Raw genomic sequence first — 20783 nt, forward strand, 5'->3', positions numbered from 1 at the left:
TTCTCCTTGCGACCAGATAGGCGGTTGCTTCGGTGAGGAATATCTTATAACTTATAAGTTGTCGAGAAAAAATGACCCCGAGAGTGACGCCCAATGGCCAACCCACCCACTCCTTCAAACAACGCCCTGCCACCCGACGCGGAGCGGATCGCCCTGTTGCGCGACAGGGCAGAGTTCGTACGCCTCGAGACGCTGCGCCTCATCCAGATCGCCAAGGTTGGCCATTATTCGTCGGTGTTCTCCTGCGCGGAGATATTCGCCACGCTTTACTATGACGCGATGCGGCTCAGGCGCGGCGAGCCGCAATGGCCGGATCGCGACCGCTTCCTGATGGGCAAGGGACACGCCGCGGTCGGCCTTTACCCGCTGCTGGTCGACTGGGGCTTCTTCTCCAAGGACGTTCTCGATGGCTACACCCGGCTCGGCAATCCGCTCGGCGATCATCCCGACATGCGCAAGGTGCCCGGCGTCGACTTCAGCTCCGGGTCGATCGGTCATGCCTTGTCCGGCGGTCTCGGTATGGTGCTCGGCGCCCGTGCGGCAGACCGGCGCTTCGACGTCTATGTCCTGCTCGGCGACGGCGAGATGCAGGAGGGCCAGGTCTGGGAAGCGGCGCTATCTGCCGCCCACCATAAGGCCGGCAATCTGATCGCCATCGTCGACCGCAACGGATACCAGCTCGACGGTCAGGTCGACGACATCATCGGCATCGAGCCGTTGGCCGACAAATGGGCGGCGTTCGGCTGGCAGGTGCACGAGGTCGACGGTCATGACGTCGTCGCGCTCGCGACGCTGCTGCGACAGTTGAAGGCCGAGGCTGATCGCACCCGGCCCGTCTGCATCATTGCCAAGACCTCCAAAGGCAAGGGCGTTGGCTACATGGAAACCGAACCCGGCTGGCATCTGGGCTATCTCGCGCCATCGGACGAGGCCCTGGCCGCCGAAGAGATCAAGCGCGGAGGCAAAACACAATGAACGGCCCGATCGATACCAACTCCTGGCAGTACCGCCAGATCAACGCGCGCGCGCCTGGCCTGAGTTACCTGGCCAATGCGCTCATCGATCTGGTCGAAGAGGGTTATCCGGTCATGGTTGGTACGGCCGACCTGCAATATTCCAACGGGCTGGTGCGGTTCGCGCAGCGCTTTCCAGAACGCTTCACGCAATTTGGCATTTCCGAGCAGAACATGGTTTCGGCTGCTGCCGGCATGGCCAGCACCGGCGCCATGCCGTTCGTCGCTACATTCGCTTCTTTCCTCGCACTGCTGTGCTGCGAACAGATCAGAACCGACGTCGCCTATTCGGCTCTGCCGGTACGGCTGATCGGTCATCATGCCGGTATTTCACTCGGCTTCTACGGCACCTCCCACCATGCGACGGAGGATCTTGCCATCATGCGAAGCATCGCCGACCTCACGGTCGTCGCGCCGGCCGACGGCCCGCAACTGGCGGCGGCGGTCAAGGCGTCTGTCAATCATGCGCAGCCAATCTATTTCCGCATTGGCCGCGGCCAGGACCCTGTGGTCTATGAAGACGGCGTCGACTTCCAGTTCGGCAAGGCGATCGTTCACGGCGAAGGATCTGACCTGACCATCATCGCCTGCGGCTCGATGGTCCATCCCTCACGCGAGGCTTACCGCGCGCTGCGCGCGGCGGGCAAATCCGTCGGTCTGATCGACATGCATACGGTGAAGCCACTGGATACCAAGGCTGTGCTCTCGGCCGCGGCCCACTCCCGCTTTATCCTGACGGTCGAGGAACACAATATCCTCGGCGGTCTGGGCGGCGCGGTGGCGGAAATCCTGGCTGAGGCGGGCAGCCCGGCGCGGTTGATACGCCATGGCATCCGCGACGAATACAGCCTGATTGCGCCGCCGACACATCTCTACAAGCACTACCGGCTGGACGCGGCAGGGATCGAGGCCACCGTCCGCGAAGCCCTCGGCTGAGCGGCGGACAACCATAGCCATGCACTGACATTGTGATGATCGATCAGAATAACACCGCCCGACTCATTGAGCGCGCCAGCGCGGTGATGCCCGGCGGATTGCTCAGCCCGAGCCGCAGGCTCGGCGCACCGCATGTCTTTGCCCGGGCGCAGGGTGCGTTTCTCTACGACGTCGAGGGACACCAGTACACCGACTTCCATTGCGGCTTCGGCGCCAATGTGCTTGGCCACTGTCATCCGGCGGTGCGTGAACGCATCGCTGCGGTCTCCCAGGACATCGATCTTGTCGGTGCGGGAACGATGCGGCTGGAGATCGAGGTGGCGGAGGCGCTGGTCGACTGCATCCCTTGCGCGGATCTCGTCGCCTTCTGCAATTCGGGATCGGAGGCGACCTATCACGCCCTGCGCCTTGCCCGCGCCGCAAGCGGTCGCAAGCGCATCATCAAGTTCCAAGGCGGCTATCACGGCTGGCATGACTATGTCGCCATGAACGTGCAGTCGCACGCGCAGGCGATCGGCAAGTACGACCCCATCAGTGCTGGCATCCTCGATGATGCCGCCCGTCACACCATCGTGCTGCCTTACAACGATGCCCAGGCCGTCGAGAATTATCTCAAGGCCAATCCGGGCGAGGTCGCGGCGATCATCATCGAGCCAATTGCTCACAATATGGGGTCGGTGATGGCGACGGATGTTTTCCTGCGCGATCTGCGTCGCCTGACCAGCGAACATGGCGTCGTACTGATCTTCGACGAGGTCATCACCGGCTTTCGCCACGCGCTTGGCGGCTATCAGTCGATCGCCGACGTCACGCCTGATCTGGCGACCTTCGGCAAGGCGGCCTCGTCAGGCTATCCCGTCGGCCTGGTGGCCGGTCGGCGCGATCTCATGGAGCTCGTCGGCCGGACCGGGGAAGGATCCGTGTTCATGGGCGGTACTTTCAACGGCACGCCGTCGACGCTCGCCGCCATGCAGGCGACGATCGACGAGCTGTCGAAACCAGGCTTCTACGACCGCCTGTTTGCCCTCGGCGCTTTCATGCGCACGCAGCTGGATGGAATTATCGATCGCCTCGGCCTGCCCGCGCAGAGCGCCGGGTTTGGCTCGGTCTGGCTGATCTATTTCCTCAGCGGTCCTTACCGCGACTACGAGGACTTGCTGCGCAACGACGATGTCTTCGATCTCGCATTCCGCAAGGAGATGGTGGCGAACCGGCTGATCGGTCAGCCGCTTCCGCTCAAGCGTCTCTACCTGTCAGGGAGCCATGACCGGGCGACGGTTGAGAAGTCACTGGATGTTATCGAGACAATCCTGCGCAAGCTCTCCGCTGGGAAACCCGCCAGCTCCTAGCCATGTTTCGCAACGGACTTATAGGATATAAGAGCGTCTCGCACTATCCGTTGCCGATTCGGTGCGGCCAAGATTGCAGCGGTGGACCATGAGCACGATGCAGCCAATCGAGCAAGGCAGTCTGTCGGCGAGAACTTATATCTCGCTGCGCGAAGCCCTGATCGCCGGCAATTTCCGGCCCGGCGAAAGACTGTTGATGCAGGATCTGGCGCAACGGCTGGGCACCAGCGTCACGCCTGTGCGCGAGGCCTGTTTCAGGCTCGTCAGCGAGCAGGCGCTGGAACTGCGGTCAGGGCGGTTCATCACCGTTCCAGAGCTGACCCGGTCGCGTTACTGGCAGGTCCGGCTCATTCGCATCGCGCTCGAGGGACTAGCGGCCGAACTCGCTGTCGAGCATGTTTCGGAGAAGGACATTGCAAAACTGGTCGAGATCCATCGGGATTTCGTGGCCGGCGAAACGTCCGGCGATGCTGACCGCGCCCGTCGCGCCAATCGTGAATTCCACTTCGGCGTCTACCGCCTGTCCAAGATGGACATGCTGATCGCGCAGATCGAAAGCCTTTGGGTATCCATGGGCCCGATCCTCAACGTGTATTATTTGCAGGCCGAGAACGACTATATCGGCGCGGAGGAGCACGAAACGCTGATCGAAGCGTTCCGGACCCGCAACAAGAAGGTGGCGCGTAAGGCGATCGAACGCGACATCGTGCGCGGTGGCATGAACCTGTTGCGGTATTTCGACGAGCAGGACGCGGCCGCCAAGCGGGCGTGATCGAAGCCGCCGGTCATATGCCGGCGACCTCTCTTCGCACTGGCTCAGGCCGCCCTGAGGCGCGCGGTGGCATCCTGGTCGACGACCCAGACGCCCTGCTCGACATCCAGCACCAGGGCCACGTTGTAGGATTGGCGAGCCGCTTCGCTCGTCAGCCAGCCGCGGTCAACGCTGGCCGCGACACGGCGGACATCGCGCTTGGTCGGGTCGCCGTAGCCACCGCCGCCACAGGCAACGAACTCGATGCGCTCGCCGGCGCGACACGCCTCCTCATGGAAGGCCGGCAATTCCACCAGCTTGCCGTCCGTGCCGCGCTTGGCACTATGACTGGCCTTGGCGTCACCGCCGCCGAGCACGCCACGCGGCGGAAAGGTTGTGCCATCGGCCGAGTAGACCAGTGTCATCTCGTGGTCGACGGGATAGAAGACACCGCCCACCGCGGGAGCGCCCTCGAACTCGCCAATGCCTTGCGTATCCGCCACCACGCCGCGCGATTCAATGATGATGGGATACATGGATTCGTCCACCTCCACGGAATCCAGCGCGATCAGGCCGCCATTCGCTGGACCGCAATATGTCAACCAGCCATCATAGCCGTGACGCGCGCCGCCGCCGGCGTAGCCAATGAAGACCTGATTGACGTAGGGCTGCCCATCCTTGAACGGATCCTTGCCTGAAATCACGCCGATCCCCGCTGGCAGGTGCGAGCCGCTCTCGGCCTGGCCATAAGGTTCTCCCATCGTCGAGAACACGCAATTGCCGGCGATGATCAAGCGGTCGTTGACATTGGTGGTCGCCACCGAGGTGCCTACGGGGTAGCGGGGTTTGCCGACCACGCTTCCCTCCCGCATCAACACCTTTATCCGGCTCTTGGCGCCCTCGTTGTGCGGGATGCCGTCGTCGAGATTGTTGAAGACGCCAATGCGGCACGAGCCCGTGCAGGTGTTTTCCGAAAGGTTGAGACCACCAGGGACGTTATCCATGTTGTCACGCACGTCGACCGTGATCTCGCCGGCTTCAGGGTCGACATCGATGGTGATCCTGACCGGGATGCCCTCCTCCGCCACGCCGGGGACCGGGTCATGGCGGACTTCGTAGGAGAACTTGCCCTTCGGCAATTTGGCGATTTCGGCCATGGCGCGGCGCGCACCGTAGTCGAACCAGTCCTCGACGAAATCCAGCAGCGTGTCGCGGCCGTATTTTTCAAGCAGTTCCAACAGACGGCGTCGACCGGTCCTGCAGGCGCCGATCTGGGCGCGCACGTCGCCCAGCCAGATGTCTGGAACACGGTTGCGCATCATGCCGATGCGCAGGATGTCCTGCTTCTCCCTGTGCTGTTCGACCACGCGCACGCAGGGAAAGTGGATGCCTTCCTCATAAACGTTCTTGGCGAATGGCAGATAGGTCGAAGGCGTCGGCGCGCCAGTATCGGCGTGATGGGAAAGCGCCACGGCCCAAAACAGCGGCTTGCCATCGAAAAAGATCGGCATCGCCATGATCAGGTCGGCATGATGGGTGCCGCCCGTGTATGGGCAGTTGTTGAGGAAGATGTCGCCGTCGGCGATATCCTCGAACAACTCCGTTATCGGACGGGTCGCCAGATCCATCGACATGACGTGGATCGGCAGCGCGTCCTCGGTGGAAACGAGGCGGTGATCATAGGTCAGGATCGCACAGCTCAGGTCGCGGGCGTTCTTGATCACCGCCGAGCGGCTGGCCCGCATCACGACCAGCGTCATTTCCCGCACGACGGCCTCGAACCGGCTTTTGAGAACCGACATCAGGAACGGATCGACGCGGCGCGTTGGCGTCTCCAGGCGAATGACAGGTGAATTCATTTTATGATGCCTTGCTCGGGAAGGTTGGTGTCAATCGACGGTCACGACGATGTTGCCTTGTGGGTCGACGCGCCCGCGATGTCCGTCCTTGAGGAAGGCGGTGAACGTCGTCGCCTCCACCAGGCATGGCCCATCAAGCGCCGCCCCCGCGCCCAGCTGGTCCATGTCGTAAACAGGCAGAGAGCTCGTCCGCCGGGTTTCATGCAAATAAGCTGACCGATGGGCCTTGGCGACCGGCGCCGTTGCCTGGTCGGCCAGCCTGAAGTCCTTCCAGGCATCCTGATTGGCCCGCTTGCCCACCGCGCGCAGCTTCCAGTTGGTGAATTCGACGACGTCGCGGTCGGATCTGATCGAATAGATGCGTTCGTGCATCTGATGAAACGCTTCGACGAGAATTGGCAGTTTCGCCGCGTCGAGACGCGCCTCATCGGCCTCGAAATGGACCTCGATCTCCCAGGACTGGTACTCGTAGCGACCAAGAAAGGAGAACTCGAAACGCCGCAGCTCGGGCTCAACGCCGGCCTGTTCGAGGAATGCCTCGCCCGACACCTTCAACCGCGCCAGGATGTTGGAGACGCCAGCGGCGTCGAAGCGCCGGGTCGAGGTCAGGAAAACCGCGCTTTCCTCGCGCGTGATATCAGAGATCAACCCGCCGAACGCGCTCAACCCAGCCATGAAGCGCGGGATCATGTAGCGTTTCAAGCCCAATATGTCGGCCATCTCGGCGATGTGGATGGCGGTCGCGCCGCCGCCGCAGACAAAGAAACTGTCGCGTGGGTTTATGCCCTCGCGAATGGTGATTTCCTCGATGGCCCCGACCATGTTGTGGTTGCTGGTGGTCTGGATGGCGTAAGCCGCGTCGAGCAGCGGGATGCCGAGCCGCGTCGCGATGCTCGCGACCGCTTTCTCGGCCAGTTCGCGGCTGATCTTGATCCGGCCGCCTAGAAAATAATCGGGGTCAATGATGCCGAGCACGACATTGGCATCGGTGACCGTCGGCGCGGTGCCGCCCGCTCCGTAGCATGCCGGCCCCGGCCGCGCGCCAGCGCTTTGCGGACCGACCCGCAGCAGGCCGCCGTCGTCTACCCAGGCAATCGACCCGCCGCCGGCGCCGACCGATCTCACATCCACCTTCGCGATCCCCAGCGAATCGTCGTGGATCATGCTGTCCGGGGTGACGATGATCTGGTGGTCGCGCAAAGCCGAGACGTCGAATGTGGTGCCGCCCATGTCGCCGACGATGACATTGGCTTCGTCGCTCAGCGCCAGCGCGGCCATCGGCGCCAGCGTCGGCCCCGACATGACGCTGTAGATTGGCCGCCGCAGCATCTCGGCGGGAGGCATCATTCCACCGACGCAGTTGGCCAGCAGCAGCTCGCCCTGGAAACCAGCCTGCGACAGTGCTTGCCGCAAGTCCTCGATATAGGTGCGCACGATCGGATTGATCGACGCGTCGATAGCGGCCGCGATGATGCGCTTATACTCGCGCGACATCGGATTGACTTCATGGCTAAGCGTCACCGGGATCTCCGGCCATGCCTGCGCGATGATTTCGCGCACCGTCGTTTCATGGATGGGATTGACGACCGACCAAAGCAGACCGACCGCTATCGCTTCGACCCCATAGCGCCGGAAGTCGGCTATCGCCGCCTCGACATCGGATCTCGACAGAGGCGTGAGCTCCCGCCCGCGCGCATCGACGCGGCCCCGCGCCGTCTTCGTCAGGTGGCGCGGGACATAGGGCTCGGGATAGTCGAGCCGCCACTGGAAGGCGCCCTTGCGCGGCCCCTCGCGCAGGACGAGGATGTCCTGATGTCCTTCGTTGAGGATCAATCCGACCTTGACGGTCTTGCGCTCGACCAGCGCGTTGGTCGAGACGGTCGAGCCGTGTACGATCAAGTCGATCTTGGTCATGAACGTCGCGGGATCGAGCCCGTATCCGGCCGCCGCCACGTGCAGCACGTCGATGAATCCCTTCTCGAATTCGCCGGGCGTGGTGGGCGATTTGAAGATCGAGATTTTCCCACCGGGCTCGGAAATCAGGCAATCGGTGAAGGTTCCGCCGATGTCGATGCAGACTTGATAAGCCATTTAAGGTCCGAAGCTGTTAGCGTTTCTTGTAATCGCGGCCCAGTATCAGGCTGGCCAGAATGATGAGGCCCAAAAGAACCTGCTGCAGATACCCGTCGACCTGCATGAGGTTCATGGCGTTGGAAATGACCGTGATGAACAGGGCACCCAGCAGAGCCGCGGTGACGCCTCCTTCGCCGCCGGTCAGGCGCACGCCACCGACCACCGCCGCCGCTATCGATTCCAGGGTCAGGTTGCCGCCAAGATTGGGCTCGCCCGATCCGGTGCGCGCGGTGAGCAGCATGGCGCCAATCGCGGCCAGCAGCGAGCAGACCACGTAGTCGATCGCAACGACGCGTCCGGTTCGAACGCCCGCCGCCGTCGCCGCGCGCGGGTTGGCGCCGATGAGATACAGGCCGCGGCCGAACACGGTGAAGCGCAAGATCAGGAACAACAGTGCGAAACACAGTGCGGCGAACACGATGGGCACCGGAATGCCGATCAGCCGTCCCTCCGCCAAGGCGTCCGTGAAGGCCTCGGGAACGCCCGGCACGGGAAAGCCGCCGCTGACGGTTGAAGCCAGTGCCATGACAATGTTGGCCATGCCGAGCGTCGTCACCAACGGGTTGATGCCGATACCGGCGATGAGGAAGCCGTTCAGCCCGCCGATCAGCAGCCCGACGCCGAGGCCGGCGGCGATTCCCCACAGGATCGGCATATCGCCGGTTCCGGTCATCACCATCGCCGATATGACGCTGACGAGCGAGACGGTGAAACCAAGCGACAGGTCGAAGCCGCGCGTCAGCAGCACCATGGTCTGCGCCATGGCAAACAGTGCGAGATAACTCGTCTGGATCGCGATGTTCCAGAGATTGCCGCTTGAAACGATGCGCGGGTCGAGCAGACCGAGACCCAGCAGGGCCAGGAATACGAGCCCCGGCAGCTTGGCCTGCGACGCGAACTGGCGGATGTCCGGGCGAGCGCGGTCAAGAACAACCGGAGCCGCCATGTCTGGACGATCAGACATTGGCCCGCCTCCCCTGAACAATTCGGTCGAAAGCCAGTGCGCCGATGAGCACCGAACCCAGCACCAGCGTCTGGAATTTGCTGTCGATCTGCGTGAGGTTCATCGCATTGGCGATGATCGCCAGGCACAGCGCGGCCATGGCGACGTTCTCGGCGCGGCCTGAGCCGCCGCGCAATGAAACGCCGCCGATCACCGCCGCTGCGATCGTCTCCAGTCCGAGCGTCCCGCCGATCGTCGACTGGCCAGAACCGATACGGGCGGTGATCAGCACGCCGGTGAGTGCGGCCAGGAGACCGGAGAGCACATAGGCGGTAATCAACACACGGTGTGTGCGCACTCCCGACAGTCGGGCGGCGCCGACGTTGCCGCCGACGGCGTAGAAGTGGCGCCCGAGCGCGGTCCGACGCTGCAGAATGATGGCGATGGCGATCACCACGATCGCCAGCAGCAAGACCGGCGGCAGGCCAAGCACCTGCCCTCGCCCGATGGCATAGACGAAGGCGTCGGAAACGCCATAGATCGGGATACCCTGCGTGTAATAGAGCGTAAGTCCCGCGACGATCGACAACGATGCCAATGTCACCATGAAAGGTGATAGGGAAAGCCGCGCCACCAGCGTGCCGTTTACCAGGCCAACACAGGCGCCGCTGGCCAAGGCCAGCGCTACCGGCACCAGCAGCTGGAGCCCATGCGCGTCGGGCATCGCGGCCATCGCCGCGGCCGTGACCACGGACGCCAAGGCCATGGTGGCGCCGACCGACAGATCAAAACCGCCGGTGGTCATGACGATCATCTGGCCGATCGCCGGAACCGCCAGGAAGGAGAAATTGCGCAGGACGTTGAGGATGTTCAGGCGGTTCAGAAAACGCGGTTCGATGATCGCCGCCGCCGCCGCAACCGCGACCAGAAGCAGGATGACGATCCCGCCTGTTTCCAGAAAACGGCGCCGCAGCGTGTCAGGGCTCATGCCGCCTCCGTGGCGCCGGTTTCGGCGTCGAAATAGTGACGCAGCACAGTCGCCTCGGTGATGCCGTCGCCCTTGAGTTCGGCGACTATGCGCCCTTCACGCATGACATAGACGCGCTTGGCCAGGTGAACGAGCTCCGGCAGTTCGGACGATGACAGCAGAATGGCCGCGCCATTCTCCACCAGGCTTTTCATAAGCCTGTAGACCTCGCTTTTGGCGCCGACGTCGATGCCAACCGTCGGTTCATCGAAAATATGGACCGAGACCGGGCGCATCAGACCGCGCGCCAGCACGAGTTTCTGCTGGTTTCCTCCCGAAAACGACGACGCCGCGCGTTCCGGCGCCATCGGTCGCAGCCCCAGGGTCTTTAACGGCGCGGCTATCGCCCGGCGCTCTCGCCACGACTTGAGCAGTCCGCCCTGGGACAGTCTCGGATCGTCCAGGGCGGCCATGGTCACATTCTCGCGGCCCGGGCGGGTGAGGGCCAGTCCTTCAGCGCCGCGATCAGCCGGATAGTAACAAAGTCCGGCACGCAACATGCTGTGCGGCACTGGCGCTCGAACCACCGCGCCATGGAGCTCGATCTCACCGGACGTCACCCGCTCCAAGCCGAACACGGCCCGGCAAAGTTCGCTGCGGCCGCAGCCAACCAAGCCTGCCAGGCCGACGATTTCGCCAGCTCTGACCACGATGGAGGCATCGGATAGGGTGCCGGAGACACTGATCCCCCTGGTCGCCAGCACGATTTCGGCGGGGCGCTGGCTGATTGACGGATAAAGTCGTTCGACCGGCTGGCCGACCATCATCTCAATGAGCGCAGCATCGGATGCCGCGGCGATGGCCACTGTGTCGATCTTGCGCCCTCCTCGCAGCACCGTGACACGGTCCGCGAGCCGACGGATCTCCGCCATGCGGTGCGACACATAGATGACGCCGACGCCGCGGGCCTTGAGGCCCGCGATGGCGGCGAACAGTTTTTCCGCTTCACCGTCGGTGAGCGACGCGGTCGGTTCGTCGAGGATGAGTATCTTGGCATCCGAAAGCATGCCTTTGGCAATCTCGACCATCTGCTTTTGCGCCCGGGTCAGCGTTTCGATCTTGCTGTCCAGCTCGACGTGAAAGCCAATGTCGCGGAAGCGTTCTTCCGCGCGGGCACGCATCGCGCGCCGATTCAGGAAAAGCCTTCCTTTGATCTCGCGTCCAAGAAACAGGTTCTCCTCGACCGTGAGGTCGGGGACGAGACTGAATTCCTGGAATACCGCCGCGACGCCGGCATCGCGGGATTTCTGTGGGGTCAGCGCGGAAATGGTTTGGCCGTCGATACGGCAAGAGCCTTCGGTCCAGCCGTAGGTTCCCGCTATCAGATTGATGAGCGTCGACTTGCCAGCGCCGTTTTCGCCGAGAAGGGCATGGACCTCGCCGCTCAACAGCGAGAAATCAACGCCGTCAAGCGCCACCACACCCCCGAAACGCTTCGTCATACCCGTAAGTTCAAGCATCTTTTGACACCACCGAGATCGAAGCAGAAAGGGCGGCAGGCCAAGGCCGAGGTCTGCCGCCCATCGAAGATGGGACTATTGTACCGAAAATTCAGGCTTCCACCCATCGGGCGCGAAAATCTGCGTCGGGTCGATCTTGTCGACGTTATCCTTGGTCACGATACCCGGCGCCACCAGCAGAACCTTCTCATAGTCCTTCTTTTCCAAGGCGCGCACCGCGAGGTCGACGCTGATGCGGCCCATCATGACCGGATACTCGGCGGCAAAGCCAAGCACCTTGCCTTCCTTGACCAGCTTCAGCATCGTCTGGTTCTCGTAGGACGACATGATCACGACATCGTCGCGGCCGGCGTCGGCGACGGCACTGACGGCCGCTTCCGCCGCCGCGGCCCCGCCCCAGATGACATTGAGATCCGGATAGGTCTGCAACGCGTCCTCGACGAGGCGTAGGCTCTGTGGAACGCCGGGCTCCCCATAGAGCTCGGCCGCGAGCTTGATGTTGCCGGTTTTGGTGCTGTCGCGGAAGCCCGCCATATAGCTCTCAGCCCAGCCCGATCCCTGCGGACCCGGCAGGCCGATCGCGGTCGTCTTTTTGTCGCCGAGATACTTCTTGAGGTACTCACCCTCCTGAAAACCCTTCTGGTAGGTATCGGGAGTAATGCGCGCGGTGATCGGAGTTTCCAGAATGGGATTGGCGACGGCGATCTGGACAAGGCCTTTGGCGTCGCCCTCCTTCAGCTTGGCCGCCAGACCGGCTTCCGAGATGGCGGCGACGAGGATACCCTGGGCACCGGATGCGACGCAATCGTCGTATTGCGACAGCTGCTTGGGCAGCGCGTCATAGCCGCCAGCCTGCAGGACCGTCACTTTGACACCCAGGCGCTTTGCTTCCTCAACGATACCGTAGTCGACCGAGACCCAGTAGCTGTCCTTGAGGTGCGGAAACAAGACGCACAGGTTCCAGGGCTTCTCGGCCTTTTCCAGCGGCACATAGTCGAGTGCCTCGACTTTTTTCAGATCGCCGCCCTTGGCCGCGTTGATCTTGAAGGGCCACCAATCCTTGGCCTGGGCGGCGTTGGGCAGGACGGCCACGCTGGTGACGAAAGCCGCCGCGAGCATGGATCGGAAAGCGTGATTCTTGGTCATGTGATTCCCCATTTTCGTGTGTTCCCGGGTCCGGAGCCGGCGATTTCGCCGGCTCCGCGGTCTGCCTTGGGAGCAGAGGCTTGCTGGCGGATCGTAGTACCGTCTAGGCGAGTTCGCCTTCAGGGCCATCCGCGCCGTTGTTCATTCACAGTGCTACCGTACTACTTATAAGTTATAAGTCAACAGGGTTTTCATTAGCCGGTGCTCAGCCGGGAAGGTGTCTTCAATCGCGGTTTCGCTGCCTCGACCGGGATCACAATCCATTTGACGAAAGACGAGGTCGGAGACAGCAGCCATGCAACTGGCCTCGGCGATGTGGGCTTCCTCGCGACCGACCGGGGTCGTGTCCCATCAGGTGGTGTAGCTCGGCGGTTATGAAGCCGCTTGCGAGCGCGCCGTTAGTAGCGCTGTAGCGAGCGAGCGGCTATGCGGTGGTCATCGGCGCTTTCCGGTAGGGTTTGGTTGTTGACGCCAACCCATTTCGGAAGGACTACCGATGACCGACGACATGATGAACCTGCGCGCGCTCGTGGAGAAGACACCCGACGCCGATCTGTTGCGTGAGATGATCGGCTTTGCCGCCGAGCGTCTGATGGAGATGGAGGTGGGCGCCGCGACGGGTGCTGCCTATGGCGAGAAGAGCCCACTTCGGACGGCCCAGCGCAACGGCTACCGCGACCGGGACTGGGAGACTCGCGCCGGCACGGTCGAGCTGCGCATCCCGAAGCTGAGGAAGGGCTCCTACTTCCCGGGCTTCCTCGAACCGAGACGCATGGCCGAGAAGGCGCTGACCGCGGTGATCCAGGAAGCCTATATCCAGGGCATCTCGACACGCTCGGTCGACGACCTGGTCAAGGCGATGGGCATGAGCGGCATCTCCAAGAGCCAGGTCTCTCGGCTGTGCGAGGAGATCGACGGCAAGGTAAAGGCCTTCCTCGACCGGACGATCGAAGGCGACTGGCCATACCTGTGGATCGATGCGACCTACCTGAAGGTGCGCCGTGGCGGCCGCATCGTCTGCGTCGCCGTCATCATCGCCGTCGGCGTCAATGCGGACGGCCGGCGCGAGGTTCTGGGCATGGAGGTCGGCACGTCTGAGGCCGAGCCGATCTGGACGGAGTTCCTGCGCAAGCTGACCCGCCGTGGCCTGCGCGGCGTCAAGCTCGTCGTCTCCGATGCCCATGAAGGCATCAAGGCGGCCGTCACCAAGGTGCTGTGCGCGACATGGCAGAGGTGCCGCGTCCACTTCATGAGGAACGTGCTGGCCCATGCCGGCAAGAGCGGGCGCCGCGTCGTCTCCGCTTTCATCGCCACCGCCTTCGCCCAGGAAACGCCCGGGGCCGCAAGCACGCAATGGCGCGCCGTCGCCGACCAGATCCGGCCGAAGGTGCCGAAGCTGGCGACAATCATGGACGACGCCGAGCCCGACGTGCTTGCCTACATGACTTTCCCCAAGGAGCACCGCGCCAAGCTGCACTCGACCAACCCGATCGAGCGCCTCAACGGCGAGATCAAGCGGCGCACCGAGGTCGTCGGCATCTTCCCAAATGATGGCGCCATCGTCCGCCTGGTTGGCGCTATCCTGCTCGAACAGAACGACGAATGGGCCGTGCAGCGCGCCAGATACATGACGCTGGAAACCATCAGCCAAATGAGCGATGATCCTCTGATCAGCCTGCCAGCCGTGGCACGCTGATCAGCCCGGCCCCATGCCGGAGAGCGCGGCGACCAAGCCGTCAGCTACACCACGCTACGGGACACGATCCCGACCGGTATGCGGCTTGTCGATCGAGTTGCCTGACATCAAGCGCCGGCGAATAAGTCAAAGCGATCAGCGTGGCCTTCGAATACAGAGCCATTGGTCAGCAGCCGCACTTCGCTATCGACCAAATCGTCATAGGGTCTTTAGGGAGGAGATGTGCCCAGTGCATTCGTGCTGCAACAGCCGCGCTGAACCGCACGGCAGCGTGCCATAACACGCTGCGGTCGGATGATTGTTGAAATGACGGTTCCCCGCGCACGACCGTGCCGCTTTCCAACTTCTCTCGTCTGGCGCTTGCCAGCCTGAGTTCTTCCTAGAGGTCGGCGCCCGGATTGCGGGTGTTGTCTTGCGACTTCATTCTCCCGGCAGCCGGGCAAAGGCCCGCAACGTGGAGGCTTCTAAATGGAACGCGGGTTCCCGATGCTTAGTGGGTGGTGCTGCTTGAGCAGGGGCAGGGCAGCACAGCCTCCGCCGGCAAGCCGTCGCGGCCGGTTCCCTTGATAGCGTGCCGGCGCAGTCCCGCGTCACCAGGCTCGCAAATCGCGATGCACGTCCAGCCATTGCGACATGGTTTTGCCAGCTGAGAGGCCGATCCCGTGTGCGGCGAACAGTCGAAACACTGATTGGTCGGTGTGCGTTCTTGGCGTATTGTGCAGCACTTCTGGCATTACTGGCCTTGCGGGATGACGAGTCGGTCATGCGACAGTATGGATGTCCCTATCGGAATAGCCGGTCCGCCTTATCGGTCGTCACACCCGCATATCGCTCCGCTTCTAGGGAACACCCCATCACGCGAGGAAAGACATGGCCACATGCGCAGTATCGCCAATCTAGCCGTTGGGCCGACGGCCCGGCGCTTGGGCCAGTCCACCGGCTTTAACCTGCGTCACAACTTGATCCACTGATCCTAGGTGACGACAACGTTGTTCGTCATGATTTGATGGGGCGGGGATTGGCCCAAAAGCGAGCCCCCCAAACTGTGCGGTTGCCAAATACGCAATGGAGTGAATTGGAATGATCATCGTAACAGGCGCCACGCACGGGATTGGGCGGGCCTGCGTGGAGAAACTTGCGTCTGCCGGTTCCAGAGTGGTGGCGACCGGCCGAGATGCAGAAGCGGGCGCGGCGCTCGAACGCGCCAATCACGGTGTCACGTTCGTTGCCGGTGACATCATCCGTGAAGACGATTGCCGCCGTGTCGTCGACCGTGCGCTTGAACTTGGCAACGGCCGGCTCGCGGGGCTCGTGAACAATGCCGGCATGTCGAAGCGCATTGCCTTCGCCACCGCCACCCAGGACGATTGGGATGAGGTCCTTGCGGTTAATGCACGCAGCGTCTTTTTCTTCATCCGTCATGCGCTGGACGGCTTGCGGCTCGGGAGGGGTTCAGTCGTCAACATGGCCAGCATCGCCGGAAAGACGGGCGAAGAAGGGCTCGCTGCCTACTGCGCCTCAAAGGCCGCGGTCATCGGGCTGACCCAGGCACTCGCGCTGGAGTTCGGCGAGGAGATCCGCTTCAACGCTGTCTGCCCCGGCCAGATCGAAACACGCATGATGGGCAACATCATAAGCGATGCACTGCGCAAGAAGCAGCTCGAACTGCGGATCCCTGCCAACCGCTTCGGTGCCCCTGAAGAGATCGCTGATGTGGTCGCTTGGTTACTTTCGAATCAATCGAGCTATGTCAACGGCACGGTGGTGACTGTAGACGGCGGGGAAACAGCCGGCCTGCGCACACCGCGCGTCGCGCAGATCGATGGTGCTTAGGGCAATTCGGCTCAGCCGGAGCCGCGCTCGTCGAAATAGCGCAGAAGACCATGTGAGCCTCGCTGGATGTCGTTCTCGATCGCCTCGCGGGCCCTCTTCCTGTCGCCAGCCCTCAAGGCCTCGATGAGATGGTCATGTTCTTCCGCGCCGGTGTACCCGCGCGGAATTTCCCGATCGTAAACGTTAAGGATTGGACCCATCGAGGCCCACATGCTTTCGATCTGTCCGATCAGCATCGGCATACGCGACAGGCGGTAGACGCCGAAGTGGAAAGCGCGATTGGAGGATCGCGCTTCCTTGATATTACCGGCCTTATTGCTCTCTACAAATGAGGCGCGGAAGGTCTCAAGCTGTTCGAGATCGGGGGGGGCAAAATGGTCGGCAGCGTGTTCTGCCGCAAGCCCTTCAAGTGCCACGCGGATCAGCTTGATCTGAATGTAGCGGGCGCGGCTGAGGTCTGGCACCGCGGCGAACCTGCCGGAGCGCAACTCGAGCGCCTGCTCGCTGACGAGCCGCAGACAGGCTTCGCGCACCGGCGTAATGCTGGTTCCGAGCTGCTCGGCAAGATCCTGCATAAGGAGACGGTCGCCCGGCGCGAAATTGCCGATGATCAAGCCATCCCGCACCTTGCTGTAAATCCGCGCGGACAGGCTGCCCATCTCCTCGGGCTGCATCTTCATAGGGCCCATGGGACTCCCCTCGTCTCTGCTGCAGCTCTACGGAAATGTCGATTGACGCGTTTCACTACGTTTATAAGTTATAATCGCTGCCTATATTTTGTTATTCAGCGGCAGACAAGTACGTGCACGTTAATTGTCTGCAGCAAACATGTCCGTTTTCATAATTATTTGTGAAATTTTGTTTCATATAAAAACAAGGAGACCCTTCTTTTCCGATTCTGACAATGGAATGTGACGACAGAAAAAGGCGCGATCTCATCTGCGTGGCATGAGATGGTGTGCGAGAGATGATGACATCTGAAGGAGCCGGGAAGCTTACATGTCAATTTCCAGTCTGATGGGCAGAAAATTCCGATTCTGAGGCGACTCCGAACCGGCTGGACCGACGATGACGTCGGCACCGTCGAGATGATCCGGCAGGCCAGCAAGTCCAAAAGCTGCGTATGGCGTTGGCAGAGCGTTTCGCCGCCGAAGGGCTTCAAGGGCTCTTGCGCGACAAGACGCGGCCCTCGCGCATTGCGGCTCTCGGGCCCGAAAGCCCGCCGAGCGCAGCTCTGACAAGGCCGCGACAGGAATCGAACGACGACTGGCCAGAATTATGAAATCCCTTGCGACACTATGCAATTTCAGACATTTCAGTAACAAATAGATTTAACATTCTCTTCACTTGCACTTTGGGGCGCGTTACCCGAATTAGCTGGAGCGCCCGAAACCCCCGCAAGATCAAGCGCGTAGTCGAAATCCAATCTTGCTGGTGCTTGTCGAGGGATGCGACGCGATGGGCCGGCGCAGGTGCGCTGTGAAGCAGCACTGAGCGCGCCGAAGAACGGCTTCCCAACAGGAGATTGATTTGGATTATGTGCAGTATTTCGCCGGAAGAATCGAGCAACTCAAAGGCCGTGGCGGGTATCGTGAATTTGCCGATCTGGAGCGTCAGTCTGGCAACTTCCCAAAGGCCTGGCTCAATAGGCCCGACGGCCGAAAAGAGATAACCATTTGGTGCACTAATGATTATCTCGGTATGGGGCAGCACCCCAAAGTGCTATCGGCAATGAAGCGCGCCATCGATGCCAACGGCGCAGGATCCGGAGGATCCCGCAACATTGGTGGCACCAACCATTATCACGTGTTGCTCGAGCGGGAGCTTGCAGGTTTCCACAATAAGGAAGCAGGATTGATTTTTGTTTCCGGCTTCAGCTCAAACGATTCATCATTGAGTACATTGGCATCTTTGATGCCGGACACAATTATTTTTTCTGACGAGCACAACCACGCTTCAATTATTAGTGGATGCCGCAACAGCCGGGCCGAAAAGCGCGTCTTCCGGCATAACGACGTTGCGCATTTGCGGGAGCTTCTGCGCAGTGTAAATCCTGCAAGACCCAAGATCATTGTTTTTGAATCGGTATATTCAATGGACGGTGACATTTCACCGATCAAAGATATCTGTGACATGGCGGACGAATTTGGCGCAATGACGTTTCTGGATGAAGTTCATGCATCGGGAATGTACGGTCCGAAAGGCGCCGGCATTGCCGCGGAACTTGGCATCATGGATCGTCCAACCATCATCGAAGGGACGCTAGGTAAGGCGTTCGGCTCGATGGGGGGTTATGTGACCGGACCTGCCTCCATTGTTGACAGCATACGAAGCTTCTCGATCGGTTTCATTTTCACCACGGCGCTTGCGCCAGCGCTGGCGGCTGGTGCGCTGGCAGCGCTGCGCCATCTTCGCGATTCAGATTCAGAACGAATTGATCTGCACCGGAAAACGAAACTTTTAGTCGGATTGCTGAAAGAGGCGGGCATCCCCGTCATGCCGACCCGAAGCCACATCATTCCTGTGCTTATTGGTGATCCATTCCGTTGCAAGGAAGCGTCCCGCCAGCTTCTAGATCAGCATGGAATATACGTTCAGCCAATTCTGGCGCCGAGTGTTCCGGTGGGAACCGAGCGGTTCAGGGTGACGGTTACGCCTGCCCATAGTACGACAGATATTCGGACGTTCGTCGATGCGCTCAGGCAGGTTCTGCTGCGGGACAATCTTGGCAAGGCTGCCTAATGTAAATGCTGGGGACGACAGGGCGCGCAGCCTCAGACCTGATTATATCAGCCGGGCTCGCCGAGGTGGAAGCGGCGGTCAGCGATCCGGTTCTGACGCCCGATCGCATCTTCGAATGTCATCGGAAAGCAGTTCCGTAACCCGCAATGACAGCTTTCGCGATCTTAAATGATGTGACTCCATGATTGAATGGGGCCGTTTGACGACTCGCTGCTTACACATCGGGCCGGTTCCAGATTCAGGGCTCACCATGAGCCGGTATGACCAGAGCGCATGTTCTTGTGCTGCGAGTTTGATGTGGCTTGGCGTGCCCTACCCGAGGGGTAGGTCACGCCCAGGCCCACGGGATCACACACCAACCCCAGCTAACCTGGTTTGAACGGAGCAAGCCTCCGACGCCGCCCTAATCAACAACGCTGCAACAGATCCTTCAAATCAATTTACAAGATTTTTACAACCGTCAGTCGTTGACAATGGTACGGCACCGCGAGTCTGAGGTCCGGCACGGCCATAAAAGTGACGCCGGTACCCTCGGACCGCCGCCAGCACGCAACATCGGGATTAACAGCAATGGTAAGAAGAAGAGCGCTCATATTGGTCGAAGGCCATAGGGGTACTGGTCAGCTATACGTCCAAGCGGCTCAGTGTCTTGGTCTTCATCCAATTACTCTGACGGCTGATCCACCTCGGTACGACTATCTTTCGGCGGAAAACGTTGAGGCAATCCGTGTCGACACTGGCAATCTCGAAGCGTTGGTCCGCGAATGTTCGCGGCTGCGTGCTACCCACGACATTGCTGGCATTACTGGCTTTGCCGGGGACCATGAATCGATCTATGCGACAGTTGGCAAGCTTTGCCGGCATTTCGATCTACCGGGGCCGAACCCTGAATCGATTGAACGAAGCTGCGACAAATTCAAGCAACGCCAACTCCTCGCGCAGGCCGGCGTTCCAATACCGGCTTATCGGTTGGCAACGAATGCGGCGGAGGTAGAAAGCTCGGCTGCAGAGATCGGCCTGCCCGTGATTCTTAAGCCGGCAGTAGGCAGCGGCAGCATCGGTGTCCGATTGTGCCGCAGCCTCGAAGACGTAGCCGAACATACGACCTATCTATTGGGCGGAAAACACATATGGCGGTCTACACCGAAAATACTCGTCGAAGAATTCGCACAGGGCCCGTTCTATAGCATTAATGTTATGGGGAATGAGGTCGTTGCGATTTGCGCCAATGACTTTGGTCCCCTCCCCCATTTCGTCATACGTGAGGTGACGTATCCGGCCCTGCTAACCGATCAGGAGCGTGAGCGCATCGCCGATGTTTCGCTGAGCTGTTTGCGGGCTCTCGGCCTTGGCTGGGGGCCAACTAACATTGAACTCCGGTGCACGAAACGCGGTCCAGTTGTCATTGAAGTCAATCCGCGTCTTAGTGGCGCGCCCGACCCTCAACTGGTCCAGTTAGCTTACGGTGTCGACCTCGTCACCGAGCACATCAAGCTTGTCATTGGCGAGGAATGGGATCTGCGCAAAAAGCATTCGCATACTGCGGCCGCGCGATTCCTGCTTCCTGATCAAGATGGCACCCTGGACTGGATTGGTGGCGACACTCAGGCAGCTGCTATATCAGGTGTGGCCGAGGTCAAATTGAATGTTGAACCCAAGACACCGATCGTCAGGAAGGGGGATTTCCGAGACTGGATTGGACATGTCATTGCCACTTCGCCCAGCCGTGCTGAAACCGAGGGCGCCCTTCAGCGAGCCGTCGACTTGATCGATTGGTCGATCACCCCTTTTCCGGCGACAATAGGAGGTGATCGAGAGCACGATGTTTGTGGGGCGTTCGGGCGGCCCACCAGTTCTGTTCCGATCAGGCATTGACGGCTTAAGATCCTTGAAAC

The 20783-nt window shown here is 61.1% G+C and carries 15 protein-coding genes and 2 pseudogenes; 9 read left to right on the forward strand and 8 right to left on the reverse strand.

Features of this window, described 5'->3' with window-relative positions:
- The first annotated feature begins 156 nt into the window (after positions 1–156).
- From NKI99_RS22400 to NKI99_RS22415, 4 genes are all read left to right on the forward strand, one after another.
- Entirely contained in the window at positions 157–975 is an 819-nt protein-coding gene (locus tag NKI99_RS22400) for a transketolase (RefSeq protein ID WP_352611991.1), read from the forward strand.
- The gene (locus NKI99_RS22405; protein WP_352611992.1) at positions 972–1949 is read left to right on the forward strand and encodes a transketolase family protein; all 978 of its coding nucleotides are present in this window, start codon (positions 972–974) and stop codon (positions 1947–1949) included. Before NKI99_RS22400 ends, NKI99_RS22405 begins: the two co-directional genes overlap by 4 nt.
- 35 nt (positions 1950–1984) lie before the next feature.
- Complete coding sequence (locus NKI99_RS22410) at positions 1985–3298, forward strand: aspartate aminotransferase family protein (RefSeq protein WP_352611993.1); 1314 nt, start codon at positions 1985–1987, stop codon at positions 3296–3298.
- Between the two features lie 88 nt (positions 3299–3386).
- Positions 3387–4070 (forward strand): GntR family transcriptional regulator, encoded by a 684-nt coding sequence (locus NKI99_RS22415; RefSeq protein ID WP_023737066.1) that lies wholly within the window; start codon positions 3387–3389, stop codon positions 4068–4070.
- Positions 4071–4114: 44 nt separating this feature from the next.
- Here NKI99_RS22415 and NKI99_RS22420 read toward each other — a convergent pair whose 3' ends face one another.
- The 6 genes from NKI99_RS22420 to torT all read right to left on the reverse strand — a co-directional run bounded on the left by NKI99_RS22420 (position 4115) and on the right by torT (position 12617).
- Positions 4115–5908: a hydantoinase B/oxoprolinase family protein gene (locus tag NKI99_RS22420; protein WP_352611994.1), complete on the reverse strand. Its 1794-nt coding sequence runs from the start codon at positions 5906–5908 to the stop codon at positions 4115–4117.
- Between the two features lie 30 nt (positions 5909–5938).
- Positions 5939–7999, reverse strand: a complete 2061-nt coding sequence (locus tag NKI99_RS22425) for a hydantoinase/oxoprolinase family protein (protein ID WP_352611995.1) — start codon at positions 7997–7999, stop codon at positions 5939–5941.
- A gap of 16 nt (positions 8000–8015) precedes the next feature.
- A complete protein-coding gene (locus NKI99_RS22430; RefSeq protein ID WP_352611996.1) occupies positions 8016–9005 on the reverse strand; it encodes an ABC transporter permease in 990 nt (329 codons plus the stop codon).
- Entirely contained in the window at positions 8998–9972 is a 975-nt protein-coding gene (locus NKI99_RS22435) for an ABC transporter permease (protein WP_352611997.1), read from the reverse strand. Before NKI99_RS22435 ends, NKI99_RS22430 begins: the two co-directional genes overlap by 8 nt.
- Positions 9969–11453, reverse strand: a complete 1485-nt coding sequence (locus tag NKI99_RS22440) for a sugar ABC transporter ATP-binding protein (RefSeq protein ID WP_352611998.1) — start codon at positions 11451–11453, stop codon at positions 9969–9971. The genes NKI99_RS22435 and NKI99_RS22440 overlap by 4 nt, the downstream gene beginning before the upstream one ends.
- A gap of 93 nt (positions 11454–11546) precedes the next feature.
- The gene (torT, locus tag NKI99_RS22445; RefSeq protein ID WP_352611999.1) at positions 11547–12617 is read right to left on the reverse strand and encodes a TMAO reductase system periplasmic protein TorT; all 1071 of its coding nucleotides are present in this window, start codon (positions 12615–12617) and stop codon (positions 11547–11549) included.
- A 496-nt stretch (positions 12618–13113) separates the two neighbouring features.
- On the opposite strand from torT, the gene NKI99_RS22450 reads away from it, so the two are divergent.
- The gene (locus tag NKI99_RS22450; protein ID WP_352612000.1) at positions 13114–14313 is read left to right on the forward strand and encodes an IS256 family transposase; all 1200 of its coding nucleotides are present in this window, start codon (positions 13114–13116) and stop codon (positions 14311–14313) included.
- Between the two features lie 268 nt (positions 14314–14581).
- On the opposite strand, the pseudogene NKI99_RS33880 reads toward NKI99_RS22450, so the two are convergent.
- A pseudogene (locus tag NKI99_RS33880) lies at positions 14582–15028 on the reverse strand (ISNCY family transposase); the annotation flags it as partial.
- A 365-nt stretch (positions 15029–15393) separates the two neighbouring features.
- Between NKI99_RS33880 and NKI99_RS22455 the strand changes: the two are divergent.
- Entirely contained in the window at positions 15394–16146 is a 753-nt protein-coding gene (locus NKI99_RS22455) for an SDR family NAD(P)-dependent oxidoreductase (protein ID WP_286461381.1), read from the forward strand.
- An 11-nt stretch (positions 16147–16157) separates the two neighbouring features.
- On the opposite strand, the gene NKI99_RS22460 is transcribed toward NKI99_RS22455, so the two are convergent.
- A complete protein-coding gene (locus tag NKI99_RS22460; RefSeq protein WP_352612001.1) occupies positions 16158–16826 on the reverse strand; it encodes a GntR family transcriptional regulator in 669 nt (222 codons plus the stop codon).
- A gap of 387 nt (positions 16827–17213) precedes the next feature.
- Between NKI99_RS22460 and NKI99_RS22465 the strand changes: the two are divergent.
- The 3 genes and pseudogenes from NKI99_RS22465 to NKI99_RS22475 all read left to right on the forward strand — a co-directional run.
- A pseudogene (locus NKI99_RS22465) lies at positions 17214–17362 on the forward strand (IS630 family transposase); the annotation flags it as partial.
- Between the two features lie 314 nt (positions 17363–17676).
- A complete protein-coding gene (hemA, locus tag NKI99_RS22470) occupies positions 17677–18888 on the forward strand; it encodes a 5-aminolevulinate synthase (protein ID WP_352612002.1) in 1212 nt (403 codons plus the stop codon).
- Positions 18889–19458: 570 nt separating this feature from the next.
- Positions 19459–20763, forward strand: coding sequence for an ATP-grasp domain-containing protein (locus tag NKI99_RS22475; RefSeq protein WP_023778385.1), 1305 nt, complete (start codon positions 19459–19461; stop codon positions 20761–20763).
- Positions 20764–20783: the final 20 nt, after the last annotated feature.

Origin of the sequence: Mesorhizobium sp. M0239, from assembly GCF_040321815.1 — a bacterium.
Taxonomy (GTDB): Bacteria; Pseudomonadota; Alphaproteobacteria; order Rhizobiales; family Rhizobiaceae; genus Mesorhizobium.